Source organism: Caballeronia sp. LZ003 (assembly GCF_031451465.1).
In the GTDB taxonomy this organism is placed as follows: Bacteria; Pseudomonadota; Gammaproteobacteria; order Burkholderiales; family Burkholderiaceae; genus Caballeronia.
The window spans coordinates 1232902-1254912 of record NZ_JARUXJ010000003.1 but is presented as its reverse complement, the minus strand read 5'-3'; the positions used below and the strand labels follow the sequence as shown (position 1 = coordinate 1254912).

Sequence of the window (22011 nt, the reverse complement as noted above, 5' to 3'; positions counted from 1 at the left end):
GCCCCAATCTCACGCGGAGAAGTTCATGAGCATCGATCAATCGCCTGATGCAGTCGACCATGCCGGTATCCGGCTCGACGAACTGACGAAAAAAGGCGCGTCGCGCCGTAGCGTGCTGCGCGCGCTGACCGCGGGCGGCTTGCTGTCCGTCACCGGCACGGGCCTGCTTTCCGTGAGCGGCGCCGCGTTCGCGCAGGAAAAGCCGAAGCAGGGCGGACGGATTCGCGTGGCGACGCAATCGTCTTCGTCCGCCGATACGCTCGACCCCGCCAAGGGCGCGCTCGGCACCGACTACGTGCGCGGCTTCATGATCTACAACGGCCTGACCGAACTGGATTCGCATCTCGGCGCGCAGATGTCGCTGGCTGAATCGCTCGAAACGAAAGACGCGATCGTGTGGGTCGTGAAGCTCAGAAGCGGCGTGCAGTTCCACGACGGCAAATCGCTCGCGCCGCAGGACGTGATCTATTCGCTGATGCGTCACAAGGATGCAGCGGTCGGCTCGAAGGCCAAGACCATTGCCGACCAGTTCAAGGACGTGAAGGCCACCGGCCCGAACGAAGTGACCATCACGCTCGCCGGCGCGAACGCCGACCTGCCCGTGATTCTCGCGGATTCGCACTTCCTCATCATCAAGGACGGCACCACCGACTTCAAGACGGCGATCGGCACGGGTCCGTTCAAGGTCAAGGAATTCACGCCGGGCGTGCGTACGGTCGGCGTGCGCAACGAGAAGTACTGGAAGCCGGGCCTGCCGCATCTGGACGAAGTGGAGCTGATCGGTATCGCCGATGAATCCGCGCGCGTCAACGCGCTTCTGTCCGGCGACGTGCAACTGATCAACGCGGTGAGCGCGCGCTCGACGGACCGCATCAAGGGCACGCAAGGCTTCAACGTGCTGGAAACGAAGACGGGTCAATACACCGACCTGATCGTGCGCGACGACGGCGGCATCACGGGCACGAGCGATTTCCGGCGCGGCATGATGCACTTGATGGATCGCGACCAGATTCGCCAGACCGTGTTTCGCGGCTATGGCGCAATCGGCAACGACCAGCCGATCGATCCAACCAACAAGTATTACATGGCCGGTCTGCCGCAACGCAAGTTCGATCCGGACAAGGCCAAGTTCTACTTCCAGAAGGCGAAGCTCGGCAGCGCGCCGGTGCAACTGTACGCATCGCCGGCGGCTGAGGGTTCGGTCGAAATGGCCGTGCTCTTGCAACAGGTCGCGCCGCAAGCGGGCCTGAATCTGCAAGTGGTGCGCGTGCCCGCCGACGGCTATTGGTCGAATCACTGGATGAAGCATCCGCTCGGCTACGGCAACATCAACGCACGCCCGAGCGCGGATGTGCTGTTCACGCAGTTCTTTAAGTCCGACGCACCGTGGAACGAAGCCAACTGGAAGAACCCGCAGTTCGACCAGATGCTGGTGGCCGCGCGCGGCGAGCCGGACGACGCCAAGCGCAAGAAGATCTACGGCGACATGCAGCAGCTCGTGCACGAGGACGGCGGCATCGGCATTCCGATGTTCCAGAGTTCCCTCGATGCCCACACCGCGAAGCTCAAGGGCCTCGGCTCGATTCCGCTCGCCGGTCTCGGCGGCTTCATGTTCGCGGAAAAGGTCTGGCTCACGGCGTAATGTACGCTGCGTCTCAAGCGACATCGCGCGCCCTCAACGGACGGCGCGCGAACCTCAAACCGGAGGCGATATCCGATGAAAGTTCATGCGCAACGACTCGTCGCCACGCGCATCGGCCTCGCGTTGCTGACCTTGCTGATCGTCTCGGCGGTGGTGTTCGGCATCACGGGTCTCTTGCCCGGCGATGCCGCACAGCAGGCGCTCGGCCAGGCGGCCACGCCCGAGCAGGTCACGGCCCTGCGTCACGAGTACGGGCTCGATCAGCCCGCGCTGCAACGCTACGTGCAATGGCTCGTGCACGTGGTCTCGGGCAACTTCGGCACGTCGCTGTCGAACAATCTCCCGGTGAGTCAGCTGATCGCCTCGCGTCTGCCGAATTCGCTCGTGCTGGCCGGTTTGACCGCGCTGGTTTCGGTGCCGGTGGCGCTCTTCATCGGCATCGTATCGGCCATGTTTCGCGGCTCGCTGCTCGACCGCGCGCTCAACGTGCTGACGCTTTCGACCGTGGCCGTGCCCGAGTTTCTCGTCGCGACCATCGCCGTCCTGATCTTCGCGGTGAAGCTGCGCTGGCTGCCAGCGCTCTCGTATCTCTCGGATGTGTCGTCGTTCGGCGCGCTCTTGCGGGTCTACGCGATGCCAGTGATGACGCTCTGCTGCGTGATCGTCGCGCAAATGGCACGCATGACGCGCGCGGCGGTGCTGGATCAGCTCAACGCGTCTTACGTGGAGATGGCGCGTCTAAAGGGCGCATCGCCGATGCGCGTGGTGTTGCGGCACGTCTTACCCAACACCATCGGGCCGATTGCGAACGCGGTGGCGCTGAGTCTCTCGTATCTCTTCGGCGGCGTGGTGATCGTCGAATCGATTTTTAACTATCCCGGTCTTGCAAGCCTCATGGTCGATGCCGTCACCAACCGCGACATGCCGCTCGTGCAGGGCTGCGTCATGGTGTTCTGCGCGGCGTATCTCGCGCTCGTGCTGATTGCCGACCTGGCCCAGATCGTATCCAACCCACGGCTGCGTCAACGATGAATCGTCCCTCGACACCTCACGTGCCACACGCCTCGCAGGTCATGTACGAGCCGGAGCCCGGAATACCGGACGTGGCCGAAGCGCCGGTCATCGTGCAGAAGCGCGGCCCGCTGCGGCGTCTCGCCGGACGCTTCTCGGTGCTCGGCTTGATCGGTCTTTTCATCGTCGTGTTCTGGCTCGCGGTCGCGTTCCTGGCTCCGCTCGTCGCGCCGTACAAAGGCGGCGCGATGACTTCCATCGACATCTTCGGCAGCTATAGCGCGGCGCACTGGCTCGGCACCGATTATCTCGGCCGCGACATGCTCTCCCGCGTGCTGTACGGCACGCAGTACACGGTGGGCCTCGCGCTCGCGGCGACGCTGCTCGCGAGTTTCATCGGCACGTTTTTCGGTCTGATCGCGGCTGTGTCTGGCCGCTGGGTCGATGAAATCTTGAGCCGCTTCTTCGATGCGCTCATCTCCATTCCGAGCAAGGTGCTCGCGCTGGTGGTGATCGCCGCGTTCGGCTCGTCGATCCCCATGCTGACGATGGTCGCCGCGCTCGCCTACATTCCCGGCGCGTTCCGCATTTCGCGCTCGCTCGCGGTCAACATCATGACGCTCGAATACGTGCAGGTGGCAAGAGCGCGCGGCGAGAAGCTGTTCTATATCGCTCGCGTCGAAGTGCTGCCGAACATGATTCACCCGATGCTCGCCGACTTCGGCCTGCGCTTCGTGTTCATCGTGTTGCTGCTGTCGGGCCTGAGCTTTCTCGGCCTCGGTGTCCAGCCGCCGAACGCGGACTGGGGTTCGCTAGTGCGCGAGAACATCGGCGGTCTGGCGGAAGGCGCGCCGGCCGTGCTCATGCCGGCGGTCGCCATCGCCACGCTGACGGTCGGCGTGAATCTGCTCATCGACAGCCTGCGCCGCCACGGTGCGCGCGGCAACGGAGGCGCGCAATGACCACCAACATGATCGAAGTGAAAGGCCTGCGCGTGGTCGCGGGCGCGGCGCCGGACCCGGTCGTCGAGATCGTGAAAGGCGTGGACTTCGTCGTGAAGAAGGGCGAAGTGCTCGCACTGATCGGCGAGTCGGGCTCGGGCAAGACGACGATTGCGCTGGCGCTGCTCGGTCATGCGCGCACCGGCTGCGCGATTGCGGGCGGTTCCGTCAAGATCGGCGACACCGAAGTGCTCGAACTGAGTGAAAAGGGCCGTCGCGCGCTGCGCTCGCGCACGGTGGCTTATGTGGCGCAGAGCGCGTCGGCGGGATTCAATCCGGCACGCACGATCATGGATCAGGTGACCGAGCCCGCGTTGCTGCACAAACTCATGTCCGCCGCGGCGGCGCGCGAGAAGGCGGTCGCGTTGTTCCGCGCGCTCGCGTTGCCGAATCCGGAAAGCATTGGCGACCGGTATCCGCATCAGGTCTCGGGCGGGCAGTTGCAGCGGTTGATGGCCGCGATGGCGCTGATCACCGATCCCGCCGTCGTCGTGTTCGACGAACCGACCACCGCGCTCGATGTGACCACGCAGATCGAAGTCCTCGCCGCATTCAAGCGCGTGGTGCGCGAACTCGGCACGACGGCGGTGTACGTATCGCACGACCTCGCCGTGGTGGCGCAGATGGCGGACCGCATCGTCGTGCTGAACGGCGGACGCGTGCGCGAGAACGGCGCGACCGCGCAAGTGCTCGACGCTCCCGCCGACGATTACACGCGCCAGTTGCTCGGCGCAGTGCGCCGCCCCGATGCGCTGCTCGCCGAACTCTCGCCGCTCACCAGTCAGGGTGAAAAGCCGTTGCTGGAAATTCGCCGCCTGAGCGCGGGTTATGGCCGTGTCGATGCGAACGGCGTGCCCGCCGTGCGCGTGCTCGACGACGTGAGCCTGAAGATCGCGCGTGGCAGCACGCTCGGTGTGATCGGCGAATCGGGATCGGGCAAGACGACGCTTGCACGCGTGGTCGCGGGTCTGGTGGACCGGGCGCGCGGCGACGTGCTGCTCGACGGCAAGCCGCTGCCGGCCAAGCTCTCCGAACGTACGCTCGAACAATACCGGCGCGTGCAGATCGTGTTCCAGAACGCCGATACCGCGCTCAACCCGAGCCGTACCATCGCCGATATTCTCGCGCGGCCGATGAACTTCTATCACGGCCTGCGCGGTGCGGCGGCACGAAAGCGCATGCTGGAACTGCTCGATCTGGTGAAGCTGCCCGCAGCGATTGCGAAGCGCCAGCCGGGCGGTTTGTCGGGCGGACAGAAGCAGCGCGTGAATCTGGCGCGCGCGCTCGCCGCCGACCCCGCGCTCATTCTCTGCGACGAAGTCACGTCCGCGCTCGATACGGTGGTCGGCGCGGCCATTCTCGATCTGCTCGCGGAATTGCGCCGCGAACTCGGCGTCTCGCTCATGTTCATCAGCCACGACATCTCGACGGTGCGGGCCATCTGCGACGAAGTCATCGTGCTGTATGCGGGCCAGTGTGTCGAAGCGGGCCAGCGCGAGTCGCTTTCGCATCCGCCGTATCACCCGTACACGGGTCTGCTCGTCGATTCGGTGCCTGCGCTGCAACCGGGCTGGCTCGACGAGCGGCGCGCATCGACGCTGACTGCCTTGCCCGTGCTCGGCTCGGATAGCGACGTGGATGCGTTGTGCAGCTTCCGTGCGCGTTGCACGGTGCGCATCGACGGCAAGTGCAACGTGACACCGCCATCGGTCAAGACCTTGCCTTCGGGCGCCGCCATTCTGTGCCACCGCTCGGCCGACGACCTCACGCGCATGCAGACACAAGACAACGCGGTGGCTGTATGAACGCACGTTTCGTGAGAGTGGCGGAGACGGGGCGCAAAACGGTGACCATCGTTATCGACGGCAGCATCGCACAGGCCAAGGAAGGCGACACGCTGATGGTCGCGCTGCTGACGGCGCAAGACACCTTGCGCGATTCCGAGTTCGGCGATGGCCGCCGCGCCGGTTTCTGCCTGATGGGCGCGTGCCAGGATTGCTGGGTTTGGACCGCGAGCGGCGAACGCCTGCGCGCCTGCACGACGCCTGTTGAAGAAGGCATGTCGATCGTCACACGCATCGGTCAGACGAAGGAGGGTGTATGGCCGCGCGCGAGCGTTTGAAGGTCGTGGTCATCGGCGGCGGACCGGCGGGCGTGCGCGCAGCCGAAGCGCTCGTGCGCGCGGGCTTGCGTCCGACCGTGGTCGATGAAGGACGGCGCGACGGCGGGCAGATTTATCGGCGGCAGCCCGACGGGTTTTCGCGCTCGTATGAAACGCTTTATGGCAGCGAAGCCGTCCGCGCTCAGTCGCTGCATCGCACGTTCGATGGCTTGCGCGCGCAGATCGACTATCTGCCCGAGACGCTCGTGTGGAACATCGAACCGAACGTGGTGCATATCGTCAGCGGCACGCGCTATCGCAAGCTCGACTTCGACGCGCTCATCGTGTGCAGCGGCGCCACCGACCGCCTCATGCCGGTGCCGGGCTGGCATCACGCAGGCACGTATAGCCTCGGCGGCGCACAGGTCGCGCTGAAGTCGCAAGGCTGTGCAATCGGCGCGCGCACGGTGCTGATGGGCACGGGACCGCTGCTCTATCTCGTCGCCGCGCAATACGTCAAAGCAGGCGCGACGGTCGGTGCGGTGCTGGACACCTCGACGCTTGCACAACGCATTCGCGCATTGCCGCAACTGCTCGCCATGCCATCGACGCTCGTCAAGGGCATCGGCTTGATGCGCGTATTGCGTCGCGCGGGCGTGGCGGTGCATCGCGGCATCACGCCGGTTGGCATCGGCGGGACGGCCGAACATGGCGTCAGCGGCGTGCGCGTTGAAACGGCGAACGGCGCGCAACTCGATATTGCCTGCGATGCCGTCGCGCTCGGCTATCACCTCCGTCCCGAAACGCAGCTCGCCGATCTCGCGGGCTGCGAATTCGTCTTCGATCAGGCCGCCCGGCAATGGCTTGCTCGCATCGACGGCGATGGCCGCAGCAGCGTGCCCGGCGTCTATCTCGCGGGTGACGGCGCACGCGTGCGCGGCGCGGACGCCGCCGAGCGCTCCGGACAACTCGCGGCGCTCGCCGCCTTGCACGATGCGGGGCTCGCGCCCGACAACGCGCGCGTCACGCAATTACGCGACGAACTTGCGCGCTTCACGCGATTCGCCGCCGGCCTGCGGGCCGCTTTCCCGTGGCCCGCGCGCTTCGCTGCCGCGCTTCCGGACGAGGCGATCGTCTGCCGCTGTGAAGCCATCACAGCGGGCGAATTGCGTCGCGTGGTACGCGAAATGGGCGCGCGGGAAGCGAATCGCGCGAAGGCGTTTTCCCGCGTCGGCATGGGCCGCTGTCAGGGCCGATATTGCGCGCACGCGGGCGCGGAAGTCATCGCCGCCGAGGCGCGCGTGCCGCTCGAAGCGGTCGGACGTCTGCGCGGACAAGCGCCTGTCAAGCCGCTGCCGATGGCCGTGACGCTGCAGGACGAAGTGCATCGAGGAATCGAAAAGGAGTTGAGCGAATGAACGAGCGCGCCGATGTGATCGTGATCGGCGGCGGTATCGTCGGCACGACGACCGCATTCTTTTTGCGCCGCCGTAAGCGTTCCGTGATCGTGCTCGAACGCGGTCTCACCGGGCAGCAGGCAAGCGGCGTGAACTTCGGCGGCGTGCGTCGCCAGGGCCGCGCGCTTTCGCAACTGGCCATGTCCAATCGCGCCTTGCAGACCTGGAAACGCTCGCGGGAACTGCTCGGCGAAGATGTCGAATTCCTGCCTTCGGGCCATACTCGCGTCTGCTATCACGCGCATGATGCCGAGTATTTTCAGCGCTATGCCGATGAAGCGCGCGCCCACGGCCTCGATCTCGAAGTGCTCGAAGGCCGTGCGATGTTCGAGCGCTTCCCCTTCCTCGGCCGCGAAGTCCTTGCCGCATCCGTTTCGCCGCTCGATGGCCACGCCAATCCGCGACTCGCCGCGCCTGCGTTCGGGCGTGCGGCGGCGCGGCTCGGAGCGCGCATCGTCGAGAACACGGAAGTGGTGCGTATCGAGAAAGAAGCGGGCGGCTTTCGCGTGGAAAGCGCGGCGGGCGACATCTATCGCGCCGAACAAGTGCTGGTATGCGCGGGCGCGTGGGCCAATACCTTGTCGACGCAACTCGGCGAGCCGGTGCCGCTCGTCGCGCGCGGCCCGCAAATGGCCGTGACCGAACCCGTGCCGTATGTCTTCCAGCATTCGATGGGCGTCTACACGACAGTCAAGGCCGAGAGCGTGTACTTCCGCCAGATTCCGCGCGGCAATCTCGTGCTCGGCGGCGGCCCGCCCGGTCCCGCCGATATCGCCACGCGCCGCGCGGGCGTGCTGCCGGAAAACACCGTCGCGCAGATGGCGCAGTTTCGCCGCATGGTGCCGGCGCTCGGACCCTTGCACGTAATTCGCGTCTGGAGCGGCGTCGAAAGCTATCTGCCGGATTCGGAACCGGTGATCGGCCCGAGCACGAAAGCCGATGGCCTCTTCTATGCGTTCGGTTTCAGCGGCTCGGGGTTTCAGATCGGGCCGGGCGTGGGCGAAACGCTCGCGGAACTGCTCGATACCGGCGCCACACCCATTCCTCTCGATTCGTTCTCCATTCAACGATTCCAGCGCGGTGCATCGGCACACGCGGAATCGGCCACGTCAGAGACTTCTTCATGAACCACGAGAGCCACGCGAACATCAAGCCCGCCGTGCTCGGCAACGCGCTCGCCTATATCGAAGCGAATTTCGACAAGACCGTGAGTCTTGCGCAGCTCGCCGATGTCTCGGCGTTGTCGGTGTCGCGCTTTGCGACCGTGTTTCGCGAGCAGATCGGGCTTTCGCCCTACAAGTATCTGTGCCGCGTGCGGGTGCGGCGTGCGCAGAGTCTGTTGCTCGCGGGCATGCCGGGATCGGTGGTGGCGACGGAAGTCGGCTTTTTCGATCAAAGCCATCTCGCGCGGCATTTCAAGCGCTTGTGCGGCATGACGCCGAGTACGTTCATCGAGCACGCACGCGACCATGCGGACACGCGTTCAGCCAAGCTCGATGCCGGTTGCCTTAAGGGCATCGCGAAGACCGAGCCGCGGATACTTGCTCTCGACGACGCGCATGTCGCCTAGCGTTTCCGCGATGAGCCAGTCGCGCACGTCGGCGACGATAGGCCGCAACGGCCGGTTCGGCGGCGTGACGAGGCAGCAGCGCCGGCTCGTCACGATGAGTTCCAGTTCCGCCGGCACGAGCGCGCCTTGCGCGAGCCAGTGAGACGCCACGTTGAGCCAGCCGAGCGCCATGCCTTGCCCGAGCAACGCGGCCTGCACGACGATGGCGTAGTCGTTGAAACTGAGCATGCCGGCGACATGCCGCTCTTGGTCGGCGAACGCATGAAAGCGCTCATGCCAGCCGCGTTCGCCGTCGTCCATGACGATCACCGTATCGCCATGCGCGCGGCCCGCTTCGGTACACGCGGTTTCGTGGTATCGCTCGTTCGATACCGGCAGCAGCGCTTCGGGCATGACCAGCACGGCGTTCTCGTCGATCTCTTCATCGTGAAGGAAGCGCATGCCGAGATCGACATCGACGAGCGGCCCGCCAATGCGCCCCGAGATCAGTTGAAAGCGCAGGTCCACCGAAGGAAACGCCTGATTGAGCCGGCTCATGCGCGGCATCAGCCAGTGCGTGGTGAAGGCGGTGGAAACCGACAGCGTGACCGACTCCACGCCGGTGGCGCGTGCCTCGATTTCGCGGATGGCGCTTTCTATGCCATTGAAGCCTTCCGATATCTTGCGATACAGAATGCGCCCGCTTTCCGTCAGTTCGATGCCGCCGCGCACGCGCTCGAAAAGCCGCACGCCGATATGGTCTTCCATGCGCGCGAGCATGCGGCTGACCGCCGGCTGACTCACGTAAAGTTCTTGCGCGGCACGCGTGAAATTACCGCAGCGCGCGGCCGCTTCGAAGACGAAGAGCGCGTTGGCGCTGGGCAGTTTCTTGCGAAGGTTTGGCATGACCTGATGTTATGCCCGATCCAACAATTTTGGAATTGCCGTCAAAAACATCGCGCCGTATATTTTTCTTAATCCTCAAGCCCGAAGACACGAGACGACACTCATGGATGCACGAGCGAAAACCGGCGTATCGATCAGGTCGGCAACCAAGCGCTACGGCGCGCTGGCCGCACTCGACGATGTTTCTCTCGACATCGCGCCGGGCGAATTCGTCTCGTTGCTCGGCCCGTCGGGTTCGGGCAAGACCACGCTGCTAGGCATTCTCGGCGGCTTCGTGCAGCCAACGTCCGGAAGCGTCTGGGTCGGCGAGCGCGACATTACATTTGCGCCGCCGCACAAGCGCGATATCGGCATCGTGTTCCAGAACTACGCGCTCTTTCCGCATATGACGGTGGGCGAGAACGTCGCGTTCTCGCTGCGTGCGCGACGCAAGCCGAAATCCACCTGGCCGAAGAAGGTCGCCGATGCCCTGGCGATGGTCGAACTCGCGGGCTACGAGAATCGCGGCATCGACCAGTTGTCGGGCGGGCAGAAGCAACGCGTGGCGCTCGCCCGCGCGATGGTCTTCGAGCCGCAACTGATCCTGATGGACGAGCCGCTCTCCGCGCTCGACAAGCAATTGCGCGAGACCATGCAGATCGAGCTGCGGCGGCTGCATCGGCGGCTTGGCGCGACCATTGTCAACGTGACGCACGATCAGCGCGAGGCGCTCACCATGAGCGACCGCGTGGCCGTGCTCAAAGACGGCAAGCTCGTGCAGATCGACACGCCCGAGCGTCTCTACGACCGTCCTTGCGATGCGTTCGTCGCGAGCTTCATCGGCGAGGCGACCTTGCTCGACGTGAGCCGCACGGGCGACGACACCGTGCGTCTCGGCAACACGGTCTTGCGCACGGCGCACCCGTTGCCACGCGGCGAGAAGCTCTTGCTCGCGGTGCAGACGGAGAAGCTTTTCATCGCGCATGGCGACGCGCAAGCAAACGCCAACCGCTTTTCCTGTCGCGTGACCGAAGTGCTTTATCAGGGCGAAAGTCTGCGCGTGTTCGCGGTGCTCGCAGACGGCACGGCCATCAGCCTGAGACAGCCCGGCAGCTTCGAGGCGCGCCGCCGCATTCCCCAGCCGGGCGCCGAGATGATCGTGGCGCTCGATCCCGCGGACACCATCGTCGTGCCCGCATGAACGGTTTTTCATCGCCTGTGCACGGGCGATTCGACTGGCACATGTTGCCAACTCATACGCAACCCGCAAAAGGATGATGCAATGAATCTCACCGATTTCAAGGTCCTGACGTTCGATGTCGTCGGCACGCTGATCAACTTCGAAAAAGGCGTGCTCGATTCCGTGCGGCGTCTGGGCGGCCCGAAGGCAAAGGACCTGACCGATGACCAGATCTTCACGCCGTACATGGATGGCCGCGCGAAGTATCCGGGGCGTTCGAGCCATGAGATGGCCAACGTCTACCTGCATCTGGCGAAGGAACTCGGTCTGCCCGACGACGCGCAATCGGCTGCTGCGTTCCAGCGCGACGTGCTCGAATGGCCCGCCTTCGAAGATTCCGTTGCCGCATTGAAGCGCCTGCGCAAGCACTTCCGGCTCGTCGCGATGACCAACGCGGACCGCGTCGCGCTGTCGGCGTATGCGCATACGCTCGGCAATCCGTTCGACGATACCGTCTGCTGCGACGAAACCGGTGTCGCCAAGCCCGACCCGCAATTCTTCGCTTACAACCGTGGACGTCAGGCTGCGTTCGGCTACAAGTTCGACGAGATTCTGCATACGGCGCAGAGCCAGTATCACGACATCGGCGTCGCGACGAAGCTCGGTTATGCGACGTGCTGGATTGAACGCCGTCAAGGTCAGAAAGGCTTCGGCGCCACGCCCGTGCCGGAGAACGTGACGACGCCGACGTTCAAGTTCGCGACCCTCGGCGCGCTCGCCGATGCGGTCGAGGCCGAACTGCGCGCCGCCGCCTGATCATGCGCGCCCCGACGACGCCGCGTCCCGCGCCCGACTCGCTCTGGCGGGCGATGGCCGGCCCCGCTGCCGCCACGGCGCCCTTGGCTCGCGACCTCGATGTGGAAGTCGCGATCATCGGTGCGGGCTATTCGGGGCTGACGGCCGCCCATGCCTTGCAAAAGCGCGGCGTGGAGTGCGCCGTGCTCGATGCGAATCCGGTCGGATGGGGCGCAAGCGGTCGCAACGGCGGCGTGGTGTCGTCGAAATTCAGGCTGTCGTTTCCGTCGATTGCGAGCGCGCATGGCGTCGCTATGGCCAAGCGCATGCATCGGCTCGCGCACGAGGGCGTGCGCGCGGTGGAAGCGCTCATCGACGAATTCGGTTTGCAGGCCGCGCAATTCGAGCACACGGGCAGTCTGCGTTGCGCCCATACCGAGCGCGCTTTCGCCTCGATACGGGCGGAAGCCGAGTGGGTTCGCACGACACTCGGCGACACGACCATGAGCGTGCAGTCGCGCGCCGAAGTGGAACACGAGACGGGTTCGCGTGGTTTCGTGGGCGGCGTGTTGAGCGCGGACGCGGGCACCATCTTGCCGCTGGAATACGTGCGCGGGCTTGCCGACGGTCTGACTGCGCGTGGCGTGCCGATCTTCGAATCGACACCGGTGATCGACATGACGCGCGCGGACGATCGTCGCGTGATCCTGCGTGCCCCTGGCGGCACGGTGCGTGCGAAACAGGTGATCGTCGCGACCAACGCTTATTCGAATCTTTCCGATGCCACCGCCGCCTATCATCGCGAACTCGTGCCGTTTCGCAGCGCGATGATCGCGACCGCGAAACTCCCCGCCGACCTCGACGCGCAGTTGATGATCAATCGCCGCAGCTACGCCGAAACGCGCCGCATGATGAAGTGGTTTCGCAAGGTGGATGGCCGCATGCTCTTCGGCGGACGCGATGCCTTCGGCAAGGAAGGCGAGCCAACCGGCTTCGATGCGTTGCAACGCGCGATGATCGCGCTGTTCCCGCAACTCAACGGCGTGCCGGTCGAGTACCGCTGGTCGGGCTATGTCGGCATGACCTTCAACGCGCTGCCGCATGTCGGCCGTAGCGACGACGCCACCACGTTCTGCCTCGGCTACAACGGCGCGGGGATTTCCATGGCGAGCCTCGTCGGGCAACATGCAGCGGCGCTCGCCCTCGGCGACAAGCCCGATCTCGCGCTGCTCGCGCAAGACGGCTTGCGGCCGGTGCCTTTTCATGCGCTGCGCGCGCCGGGCGTGAGGCTCGTCGCCGCGTGGTATCAGTTTCTCGACGCCGTGGGTGCATGATGACGATAGCCAAACGGATACTAGAGGATGCAACGCCGATGCATGCCGCCGCAGCCGACCCCTCGGTGCGCCATCAACGACGCGATGACCGCGCCATGCTGCTGCTCATGGCGCCCGCGTTGTTCGTGGTGATCGTGCTGCTGGTGGTGCCGCTCGCGTGGCTGTCGTGGCAGTCCATTTATCACGAAGGCGCGTTCACGCTCGTGAACTATCGGCGCGTTTTCACGGGCGCTTATCTCGACACCTTTCTGCTGACGTTCAAGCTGTCCATCATCGTGACGGGCGTGACGCTTTTGCTGGGATATCCGGTCGCATATTTCGCGGCATCGGTTTCGCCGCGATGGAGCGCGCTGATACTCGGCATGGTCATTCTGCCGTTCTGGACCAGCGTGCTCGTGCGCACTTACGCATGGCTCGTGCTGTTGCAGCGCACGGGCCTCATCAACAAGGCGCTGCTCGGCATGGGGCTGATCGAGCGGCCCTTGCAGCTTTCGTATAACCAGTTCGGCACGATCATCGCGATGGTGCATATCCTCTTGCCTTTCATGGTGCTGCCGCTCTATTCGGCGATGCAGAAGATTCCGCCGAACCTGTCGCAAGCGGGCGCGAGTCTCGGCGGTTCGCCCTTGCATGTGTTCATGCGCGTGTTCTTGCCGCTCTCGATGGGCGGCGTGATCGCGGGCGTGACACTCGTCTTCGTGTTGTGCCTGGGCTTCTACATCACGCCGGAACTCATGGGCGGCGGCAAGTCGATGATGGTCTCCATGATCGTCAGCCGTAATGTGGAGATCTACAACAGTTGGGGCGCGGCGAGTTCGGTGAGCGTGGTGCTGTTGCTGTGTGTCTTTGCAATCTTCTGGCTCGCGAGCCGCGTGATTCCGCTCGAAAAAACGCTGGGGGCGAAATGAAGAGACTGTCGCTCGGCCGGATCATACTCGGCGCATCGGTGCTGCTGATCCTCGTGTTCCTGATGGTGCCGGTGGTGATCGTCGTGCCGCTGTCGTTTTCGGATGCGCGCTTTCTGACCTTTCCGCCGCCCGCGTATTCGTTGCGCTGGTATCACGCGTTCTTCGACAACCCCGCGTGGATCGACGCAGCCAAGACGACGTTCGCCGCATCGACATGCGCGGCATTGATAGCGACGCCGCTCGGTATTGCGGCGGCTTATGGCATTCAGTACGGCTCGCACTGGTCGATGCGCTATCTGCGCACGCTCCTCATGTTGCCGATGATGGTACCGATCATCATCGTCGCGGTGGGCGTGTTCTTCGTGTTCACGCAAGCGGGATACGTGAATACGCTGGGCGGGCTCATCATCGCGGACACCATGCTGGGTCTGCCTTATGTGCTCATCTCGGTCGGCGCGGATCTGCGCAGCTTCGACCGCACGCAGGAAATGGTCGCGCGCAGTCTCGGCATGAACCGCTTTCGCAGTTTCATGGCGGTGACGCTGCCGCAGATTCGCGCGAGCGTGATCTCGGGCGCGGTGTTCGTCTTCATTCAGGCGCTCGATGAAACCGTCGTCGCGCTGTTCATTTCGGGCGGCAGCAACCAGACGCTCACGCGCCGCATGTTCGTCACCTTGCGCGACGAGATCGATCCGACCATCGCGGCCATCAGCACCATGCTCACGGCGATTACGTTGTGCCTCGTGATGATCGTCGTCGTGAGCCGGCGCTCGGCGGTGGCGCGCACTTAACGCTTATAGAAACGGATCAACGCATGTCACACTCATTGCAGTTCTACATCGATGGCGCGTGGGTCGAACCGGCCGGCACGCGACGTCTGCCCGTGATCGATCCCTGCACGGAAGAAGCGTTTGCAGAGATCGCACTCGGCGATGCGCGCGATGTCGATCGCGCGGTTGCAGCCGCGCGGCGTGCATTCGAAACGTACTCGCGGACACCGGTGTCAGAGCGCGTCGCGTTGCTCGAACGCATACTCGAAGCGTACCTTGCGCGTTACGACGAGATGGCCGAAGTCATCACGCGTGAAATCGGCGCGCCTTCCAAGTTATCGCATGCGTGGCAGGCGTCGCTCGGCAAGCGGCATATCGAAGAGACCTTGCGCACGGTCGCGCGCTTTCAGTGGCAACGCAGGAAGGGCACGACGCTCATTAACCACGAACCGGTCGGCGTCGCTGCGCTCATCACGCCGTGGAACTGGCCGATCAACCAGATCGTCTGCAAGGTCGCGCCCGCGCTCGCTGCGGGTTGCACGGTGGTGCTCAAGCCAAGCGAAGTATCGCCGCTGAATGCGCTCTTGTTTGCCGAGATTCTCGATGCGGCAGGCGTGCCGCCGGGCGTGTTCAATCTCATCAATGGCGACGGTCCGACCGTGGGCGCGGCGCTGTCTTCGCATCCAGATGTGGACATGGTGTCGTTCACTGGCTCGACGCGCGCGGGAGTCGAGATTGCGAAGCTGGCCGCGCCGACCGTGAAGCGCGTGCATCAGGAACTGGGCGGCAAGTCGGCGAACATCCTGCTTGACGATGTCGATCTGGAAGCGGCCGTGACGGCGGGCGTGAACTCGTGCTTCGGCAATAGCGGTCAGTCGTGCAATGCGCCCACGCGCATGCTCGTGCCTGCATCGCGTCATGCAGAGGCCGTGGAGATCGCGCGGCGTGCGGCTTCGAAGCAGCGCGTCGGCCCCGCCGATGCGGACGGCACGACGATGGGCCCGGTCGTCAGCGACGTGCAGTTCACGCGCGTGCAGCGGTTGATTGGCATCGGCATCGAAGAAGGCGCGGAGTTGGTGGCGGGCGGTTTGGGGCGTCCGGACGGGTTGGAACGTGGTTACTACGTGAAGCCGACGGTGTTCGCTGGTGTCGATCCGTCGATGACGATTGCGCGCGAGGAAATCTTCGGGCCGGTGCTTGCGATCATGCCGTATCGCGATGACGAAGAAGCAATTGCGATTGCCAACGATACGCCGTTCGGGCTTGCGGCTTACGTGCAGTCCGGGGATAAGGAGCGGGCGCGGAAGGTGGCGCTACGCATGCGCGCGGGGAGCGTTTATGTGAACTATCCGCCATGGGATGCGGGGTCGCCATTTGGCGGATATAAGCAGTCGGGGAATGGGCGCGAGTATGGGGAGTGGGGATTGGAGGCGTTTTTGGAGGTCAAGGGGATCGTGGGGTTTGGGGAGTAGTCAAGCGCACGCGCCTCGATTCGTAGCGCGCGTGACGCGACCGCCAATCTCACGCCCTACGATATCCGCTTCGACCCATACCCATCCACCACCCCGACCTCGCTCGCAAAGCGATTGGCGCTCGACTCCGCCCGCAGCATATCCGCCACGCGCTCGGCCATCATGATCGTCGGCACATTCGTATTGGCACAGGGTATCGAAGGCATCAGCGAGGCGTCGCATACATAAAGACCATCGACGCCATACACTGCGCCGCGCGCGTCAGTCACGGCGAGCGGATCGTTTTCAGCGCCCATGCGGCATGTGCCCGACGGATGCCACGTTCCGCCAACCGATCGTGTCACGAACCGCGTGAGCGCTTCGTCATCGTTCATCAAGTCGGCGATACTCACGCCCTGCGTCACCACGCGTCGGATCAGCCATCCACGCAACGGTCCCGCAACATCCAGCAGCGCACTCAACGCGCCGCGCTGCAACGCGTTCCACATTCCCGGCACCGCGACCGCTGCGACGCGCGGCGAATAGCTCGACGGAAACACGATGTCGCGATGCGCATCCATCGACGCCGCGTTAAGTGTTTGCGCGCCGAAGCGCAAGGCAAGCTTGAGCCGTTCGAGGTCGCGTGTATCGGAAAGCATGGCGAAATCGACCTTCGGTTCATCGAGTGGATTCGCCGATGCCAACGTCACCCGCCCGCGCGAATACGACTTGTTGACCCAAAAGAAGATCGTGCCGAGCCGATAACCCACCGAATGCCAGCCGGAACGCGAAAGAATCGCGCCGTGCATGTCGCCGGGCACGGTGTCATCGAGATGTGATGAGAAGCGCACGATCGCCTGCTCGTGATGCTCATCGGGATAAGGCGTGCGCGCCGAACGCGGCAAAAACGCGGACACCGCAATCGACGGATGCTCCATCAGATTGCCGCCCACGCCCGGCCGGTCCGCGCATACTTCGATGCCGAGCGCAGCCAACGCTTGCGCCGGCCCGATGCCGCTGCGCATGAGCAACGCGGGACTGTGTATCGCGCCCGCCGAGACGATCACGCGCCGCGCGTGCACATCTTCGTGCGTGCCATCCGGCCGCAGGATGCGCGCACCGATCGCGCGTTTGCCATCGAACAAAATGCGATCGACGACGAGACCCGTGCGGATCGATAGATTCACGCGCTTGCGAGTGGCATCGTCGAGATAACAGATGGACGTCGGAATACGTTCGCCCGCCGCGCTCACCGAGAGCGAGCCGATAAACGCGCCGTCTTGCCAGGGCCCGTTCTGATCCTCATGTAATGGATGGCCGCTCTTGCTAAGCGTATCCAGCACGGCGCGCACGAACGGCGAGATGCGCGCCCACTTCGGTCGCTGAATGCGCAGCGGTCCGTCCGAGCCGTGATAGGGGCCGGCGAAGTCGCAATCGGTTTCGAGCTTGCGGAAGTAGGGCAGGCAGTTCTGCCAGTTCCAGCCATCGGCCCCGAGCGTGTTCCACTCGTCGTAATCGGCGGGCGCGCCGCGATTGGCCATCAGCGCGTTGATCGCGGAACCGCCGCCGAGAATGCGCGCTTGCTCATAACGTCGAACGGGCGCGAGCGCGCTCATGCGGGCCTTCAACTGCCGCCAGATGTTGTTCGTATCGAGATAAGCGCGCCCCGGATAGCGGCTTCGAACCGCGTCCGGCATGGTGCTCGCGGAGATGTCGCGGCCCGCCTCGACGAGGCAGATGTGCTTGCCTGCGTCCTCCGACAGGCGCGCGGCCAGCACGCAGCCCGCCGAGCCGCCGCCGAGAATCAGATAATCGATCATGCCGGAACGCGCGCGCTGCACGTTCACTGCATGAACTTGAGCCACCGCGCCTTGGCCTGAATGCCCGGGTCCGATGCCCACCATTCTTCCTGCATCAGCGCTTGTTTCGCGGCATTGGCGGGTGAACTCGGCAGCTCGGACGCGCGCTTCTCGCTGATCTTGCCGGTCTTGAACGCGGCCGGATTGCCCGGACCGTAATCGATATACGTCGGCAGGTTCGCCTGCAATTCCGGCGAAAGCGCGGTATTGAGGAAGCGCACCGCATCGTTGAGGTTCGGCGCGTTCTTCAGGATGCACAACTGCGTGTTCTGCAGGATGCCGTCGTTGAAGGTGAAGTCCACGTCCGGATCGTCCTTGCGCACGGCGCTCGCGCGGCCGTTCCAGATCATCGTCATGTCGACTTCGCCGTCGTGCAGCAACTGCGCCGACTGGCCGCCCGAGGTCCACCATACCGTGATGTTCGGCTTGATCTCTTCGAGCTTCCTGAACGCGCGATCGACATCGAGCGGATAGAGCTTGTCGCGCGCCACGCCGTCCGCGAGCAAAGCGGCTTCGAGCACGGTCTGCGGGTCGTTGCGCAAGGCGCGCGTGCCGGGGAAACCTTTCACGTCCCAGAAGTCCTTCCAGCTTTGCGGCACCTTCTTGAGCGTTTTCTTGTTGTAGCCGATGACGGTCGAATAAAACTCGTACGCCGCCGAATAGGGCGTGCGGTATTGCTCGGGCATCGCGGCCGCGTTGGGGATCTTCGAGAAGTCGAGCTTTTCCAGCAAGCCTTCGCGCCCGCCGCGCAGACAGTTCGACGTCGGGGTATCGATCACGTCCCAGATCGGCTTGCCGGTAGCGGCTTGCGCTTTGACTTGCGGCCATGCATCCGGAATGCTGTCCTGCTTGATCGTGATGCCGAGTTCTTTCGCAGCGGGATCGAGAATCGCCTTGGTCTGCGCTTCCTGATAAGCGCCGCCTTGCGACACGAAAGTGATGCTGCCCGCGGCAAAAGCCGGTGCCGCGCCGCCCAGGGCCATGCCAAGCGCGAAAGTCATGGCAAGCGGGCGAAGCGTGAGACGGGAACAACTGAACCTTGCAATATTGATCACGGCGTTTCCTCGACAAGGTTGAAGCGAAGGACGTCTTGCAGGTCGCGCCGTCACTGCGGATGAGCATGTCATCGCGCAAGAACGACGCGGGTCTGAGCAAAAATATATTGGGTCAAATTCGCTGGAGCAACGCCGCAATTGTTGGAGGCTCCATGACCTTAGGTTATGCCCTGCAATTCAAGAAACGCTTCACTGGAAAATCACGTATACCTTGCGCATGGTCTCCTCGACTTCCCATGTTCCTTCGGTGTTCGCCGCGAAAAACAGCGTGTCGCCGCCCGTGAAGTGCACGGTGTCTTCGCCATCGGGCGTGAAGCGTCCGCTTCCGGCAAGAAAGTGCATGACTTCGGCTTCCTTGACCGAGCGACGATACGTGCCCGGCGTGCATTCGAACACGCCGGTGTCGATGTTCTCGCTGCCCGGAATCACGCGCTGTACGCCCGAAACCCTGACTTGCGGTGTGCCCGGAAGGCCTGCCGTGCCCCAGTCTTCCAGGCCTTGTAGCCCGATGCTCTGCTTGATCTGCTGAACTTTCATATGGTCGTGTCTTGTCGATCGAATGTTATTGCGATGCAGCGATACGCTGTTCTATCTTCCCAAGCCTCACCACCGTCACGCCCGCGCGCAATTGGCGCAGCGAAGGCATGACGAGCATGCAATCGGCATAGGGCGTGCGGACCGCTTCGCCTTCGGACCAGCCGATCACGCTACCGGCTTCCGGAAAGACTTCGAGTCCGGTGTAGGCATCGGCGAAACGGAAGTCGAGGCTCTTTGCCACGACAGGTTCCGTCACGCGCACGATCAGCATCTCCGGCGGTGACGGCTTGATCCATCCAATGGGAAGATCGGCCTCATCGAGCACGTCGGCAAGGCGGAGAAAGCGCGCCGTGACGTCGCGCGCCACGTCCACCGCGCTTGCTTCCCAGTGCTGTCCGCATTCGATCAGTAGCGCGTTCTTCTCGCTGGCCGGATCGCCAAAGCCTTCGTGATCGCGCATGCGGCGGCCTTCCGGATGGCCTTCGTCGCAGATCACGGTCGCGGGCGTGCCGAGTTGCGCCGACAGCGCAATGCCTTTATCGAGCGGTCCCGCGACGATCAGCGGCGCGCTCTTCTCGTGCATCGAATGCAGGTCGAGCAGCAGATCCACCGTGTCGATGACCGGACGCATCGCGCGGGCGCGGCGCAGTTCGCTCGAATCGCGCGAGGTGTCGTCGAGCGTCTGCGCGGTCCACACGCGGTTGAAGTCCTGATCGACGAAGCGCGAGGCATCCGGCTTCGCGGCATCGAAGCGTCGATAGGCATCGACATTCGCAAACGCGAGCGTGAGCTTGCCGCGCCGCGGGCGCACTTTCGCGCGCAGGAGTTCATCGACTGCAATCGCGCCGCATACTTCGTTGCCGTGCGTGAGCGCGTTGATCATCACGTGAGGACCGGCCACGCCCGAATCGAAGGTATGCACATAAGGGATGCCGGTGTTGCCGGCCTCATGCGCGCTGATGTCCGGAAACGTGACCTGAATGGGATAAGCCGTCGCGTTCATTCGAGACCGCCCTGACAGAGATATTTGATCGACAGATAGTCGTCCAGGCCGTACTTCGAGCCTTCGCGGCCGTAGCCCGATTCCTTCACGCCGCCAAAAGGCGCGGCTTCGCTCGCGAGCGCGCCTTCGTTGATGCCGACGATGCCCGCTTCGAGCGCACGCGCCACGCGGTCGATGCGCTTCACGTCCTGGCTGTAGAAGTACGATGCGAGGCCGAAGGGCGTGTCGTTGGCGGCGCGAATGCCTTCGGCTTCGTCGTCGAAACGAAAGAGCGGCACGACAGGACCGAAGGTTTCCTCGCAGCTCAGTTGCATGTCGGGTGTGGCATCGGCGAGCACGGTCGGCGCGTAGTAGTTCGCCCCGAGTTCCGTGAGCCGCTTGCCGCCCGCGAGCACGCGTGCGCCGCGCGCGACGGCGTCATCGACATGGCGGGCGATTTTGTCGACCGCGCGCGAGTTGATCATCGGGCCGATCTGCGCTTTCGGGTCGGTCGCGGGCGCAACCTTCAATGCAGCGACGCGGTTACTGAGCAAGTCCGCAAAGCGCTCGTACACGCCGGACTGCACGAACACGCGATTCGGACACACGCAGGTCTGTCCGCCGTTACGGAATTTCGAGGCCATCAGGCCGGTCACCGCCGCGTCGAGATCGGCGTCATCGAACACGATGAAAGGCGCATTGCCGCCGAGTTCGAGCGAGAGCTTCTTCAGCGTATCCGCCGACTCGCGCGCGAGATACTTGCCGACAGGAGTCGAACCCGTGAAGGTGATTTTGCGTACGCGGCTGTCCTGAAGCCAGTCGGCGACCGCGGGCACCGCGCTCTCCCGCGACGAACTGATGAGATTCAACGCGCCCGCCGGCACGCCCGCCTCGTGCGCGAGCATGACGAGCGCAAGCGCGGTCAGCGGCGTGTCTTCGGCTGGCTTGCCGACGACCGTGCAGCCCGCCGCGAGCGCGGGCGCGATCTTGCGCGCAATCATCGCGAGCGGAAAGTTCCACGGCGTGATGGCCGCGACGATTCCCACCGGTTCTTTCACCGCGCTCATGCGCTTGCCGCGCTGCTGTTGCGGAATGATGTCGCCGTAAATGCGCGTGGCTTCGTCGGCGAACCACGCCACATAAGACGCGCCGTACAGCACTTCGCCGCGACCTTCGGCAAGCGGCTTGCCTTGTTCGAGCGAGATGAGTTCGCCGAGCGCGTCGGCATTCTCGACGATCAGCGTGTGCCAGCGGTGCAGCACCGCCGCGCGATCCTTCGGCAGCGTGTCACGCCAAGCGGGAAACGCGCGCGCGGCGGCATCGGTGGCGGCGCGGGCATCGGCGGCGCCGCTGTCGGCTACTTCGACGATGACTTCGCCCGTCGCCGGGTTCGTCACGGCAAAGCGCTTGCCGTCGGCGGCCGCCACCCATTTGCCATCGATGAAATTATCGGCGCGGATCAGATCGCTCAATGTATGGCTCATGGCGGCTCCT

Annotated in this window: 20 protein-coding genes; 14 read left to right on the top strand and 6 right to left on the bottom strand. The window is 64.2% G+C overall.

Annotated elements, in window-relative coordinates; all coding sequences use genetic code 11:
* The first annotated feature begins 25 nt into the window (after positions 1 to 25).
* From QCE79_RS22875 to QCE79_RS22840, 8 genes are all read left to right on the top strand, one after another.
* Positions 26 to 1642 (top strand): ABC transporter substrate-binding protein, encoded by a 1617-nt coding sequence (locus QCE79_RS22875; protein WP_309848124.1) that lies wholly within the window; start codon positions 26 to 28, stop codon positions 1640 to 1642.
* Between the two features lie 75 nt (positions 1643 to 1717).
* Positions 1718 to 2674 carry an ABC transporter permease gene (locus QCE79_RS22870; protein WP_244830116.1) on the top strand — a complete coding sequence of 319 codons (957 nt, stop codon included), beginning with the start codon at positions 1718 to 1720 and terminating at the stop codon, positions 2672 to 2674.
* Positions 2671 to 3615 (top strand): ABC transporter permease, encoded by a 945-nt coding sequence (locus QCE79_RS22865; protein WP_250468441.1) that lies wholly within the window; start codon positions 2671 to 2673, stop codon positions 3613 to 3615. Before QCE79_RS22870 ends, QCE79_RS22865 begins: the two co-directional genes overlap by 4 nt.
* Positions 3612 to 5459, top strand: coding sequence for an ABC transporter ATP-binding protein (locus tag QCE79_RS22860; protein ID WP_309848123.1), 1848 nt, complete (start codon positions 3612 to 3614; stop codon positions 5457 to 5459). The genes QCE79_RS22865 and QCE79_RS22860 overlap by 4 nt, the downstream gene beginning before the upstream one ends.
* Entirely contained in the window at positions 5456 to 5776 is a 321-nt protein-coding gene (locus QCE79_RS22855; RefSeq protein ID WP_244830119.1) for a (2Fe-2S)-binding protein, read from the top strand. The genes QCE79_RS22860 and QCE79_RS22855 overlap by 4 nt, the downstream gene beginning before the upstream one ends.
* A complete protein-coding gene (locus QCE79_RS22850) occupies positions 5755 to 7173 on the top strand; it encodes an FAD/NAD(P)-binding oxidoreductase (protein WP_309848122.1) in 1419 nt (472 codons plus the stop codon). The genes QCE79_RS22855 and QCE79_RS22850 overlap by 22 nt, the downstream gene beginning before the upstream one ends.
* Positions 7170 to 8339 (top strand): FAD-binding oxidoreductase, encoded by a 1170-nt coding sequence (locus QCE79_RS22845; protein WP_244830121.1) that lies wholly within the window; start codon positions 7170 to 7172, stop codon positions 8337 to 8339. Before QCE79_RS22850 ends, QCE79_RS22845 begins: the two co-directional genes overlap by 4 nt.
* On the top strand, positions 8336 to 8782 hold the full coding sequence (locus QCE79_RS22840) for a helix-turn-helix domain-containing protein (protein WP_250510724.1): 447 nt from the start codon (positions 8336 to 8338) through the stop codon (positions 8780 to 8782). The genes QCE79_RS22845 and QCE79_RS22840 overlap by 4 nt, the downstream gene beginning before the upstream one ends.
* Here the strand turns inward: QCE79_RS22840 and QCE79_RS22835 are convergent.
* On the bottom strand, positions 8696 to 9667 hold the full coding sequence (locus tag QCE79_RS22835) for a LysR family transcriptional regulator (protein ID WP_244830123.1): 972 nt from the start codon (positions 9665 to 9667) through the stop codon (positions 8696 to 8698). The two genes, QCE79_RS22840 and QCE79_RS22835, sit on opposite strands and share 87 nt — an antisense overlap.
* Positions 9668 to 9770: 103 nt before the next feature.
* Here QCE79_RS22835 and QCE79_RS22830 point away from each other — a divergent pair, with 103 nt between their 5' ends.
* The 6 genes from QCE79_RS22830 to QCE79_RS22805 all read left to right on the top strand — a co-directional run bounded on the left by QCE79_RS22830 (position 9771) and on the right by QCE79_RS22805 (position 16105).
* Positions 9771 to 10847, top strand: coding sequence for an ABC transporter ATP-binding protein (locus tag QCE79_RS22830; RefSeq protein ID WP_309848121.1), 1077 nt, complete (start codon positions 9771 to 9773; stop codon positions 10845 to 10847).
* A gap of 81 nt (positions 10848 to 10928) precedes the next feature.
* The gene (locus tag QCE79_RS22825) at positions 10929 to 11642 is read left to right on the top strand and encodes an HAD-IA family hydrolase (protein WP_250468434.1); all 714 of its coding nucleotides are present in this window, start codon (positions 10929 to 10931) and stop codon (positions 11640 to 11642) included.
* 2 nt (positions 11643 to 11644) lie between these two features.
* Positions 11645 to 12955: an FAD-binding oxidoreductase gene (locus QCE79_RS22820; protein ID WP_250494136.1), complete on the top strand. Its 1311-nt coding sequence runs from the start codon at positions 11645 to 11647 to the stop codon at positions 12953 to 12955.
* 38 nt (positions 12956 to 12993) lie between these two features.
* Entirely contained in the window at positions 12994 to 13863 is an 870-nt protein-coding gene (locus QCE79_RS22815; protein WP_404989400.1) for an ABC transporter permease, read from the top strand.
* Entirely contained in the window at positions 13860 to 14654 is a 795-nt protein-coding gene (locus QCE79_RS22810; RefSeq protein WP_250468432.1) for an ABC transporter permease, read from the top strand. The genes QCE79_RS22815 and QCE79_RS22810 overlap by 4 nt, the downstream gene beginning before the upstream one ends.
* A gap of 23 nt (positions 14655 to 14677) precedes the next feature.
* Positions 14678 to 16105 (top strand): aldehyde dehydrogenase family protein, encoded by a 1428-nt coding sequence (locus tag QCE79_RS22805; RefSeq protein ID WP_309848119.1) that lies wholly within the window; start codon positions 14678 to 14680, stop codon positions 16103 to 16105.
* 56 nt (positions 16106 to 16161) lie between these two features.
* Here QCE79_RS22805 and QCE79_RS22800 read toward each other — a convergent pair whose 3' ends face one another.
* The 5 genes from QCE79_RS22800 to QCE79_RS22780 form a co-directional block, all read right to left on the bottom strand.
* Positions 16162 to 17904 carry a GMC family oxidoreductase N-terminal domain-containing protein gene (locus QCE79_RS22800; protein ID WP_309848264.1) on the bottom strand — a complete coding sequence of 581 codons (1743 nt, stop codon included), beginning with the start codon at positions 17902 to 17904 and terminating at the stop codon, positions 16162 to 16164.
* A 23-nt stretch (positions 17905 to 17927) separates the two neighbouring features.
* The gene (locus QCE79_RS22795; RefSeq protein WP_244830130.1) at positions 17928 to 18944 is read right to left on the bottom strand and encodes an ABC transporter substrate-binding protein; all 1017 of its coding nucleotides are present in this window, start codon (positions 18942 to 18944) and stop codon (positions 17928 to 17930) included.
* 243 nt (positions 18945 to 19187) lie between these two features.
* Positions 19188 to 19535, bottom strand: a complete 348-nt coding sequence (locus QCE79_RS22790; RefSeq protein ID WP_250510718.1) for a cupin domain-containing protein — start codon at positions 19533 to 19535, stop codon at positions 19188 to 19190.
* 25 nt (positions 19536 to 19560) lie between these two features.
* Positions 19561 to 20538 (bottom strand): M14 family metallopeptidase, encoded by a 978-nt coding sequence (locus tag QCE79_RS22785; RefSeq protein WP_309848118.1) that lies wholly within the window; start codon positions 20536 to 20538, stop codon positions 19561 to 19563.
* Positions 20535 to 22001: an NAD-dependent succinate-semialdehyde dehydrogenase gene (locus tag QCE79_RS22780; RefSeq protein WP_244830133.1), complete on the bottom strand. Its 1467-nt coding sequence runs from the start codon at positions 21999 to 22001 to the stop codon at positions 20535 to 20537. Before QCE79_RS22780 ends, QCE79_RS22785 begins: the two co-directional genes overlap by 4 nt.
* Between the last annotated feature and the right edge of the window lie 10 nt (positions 22002 to 22011).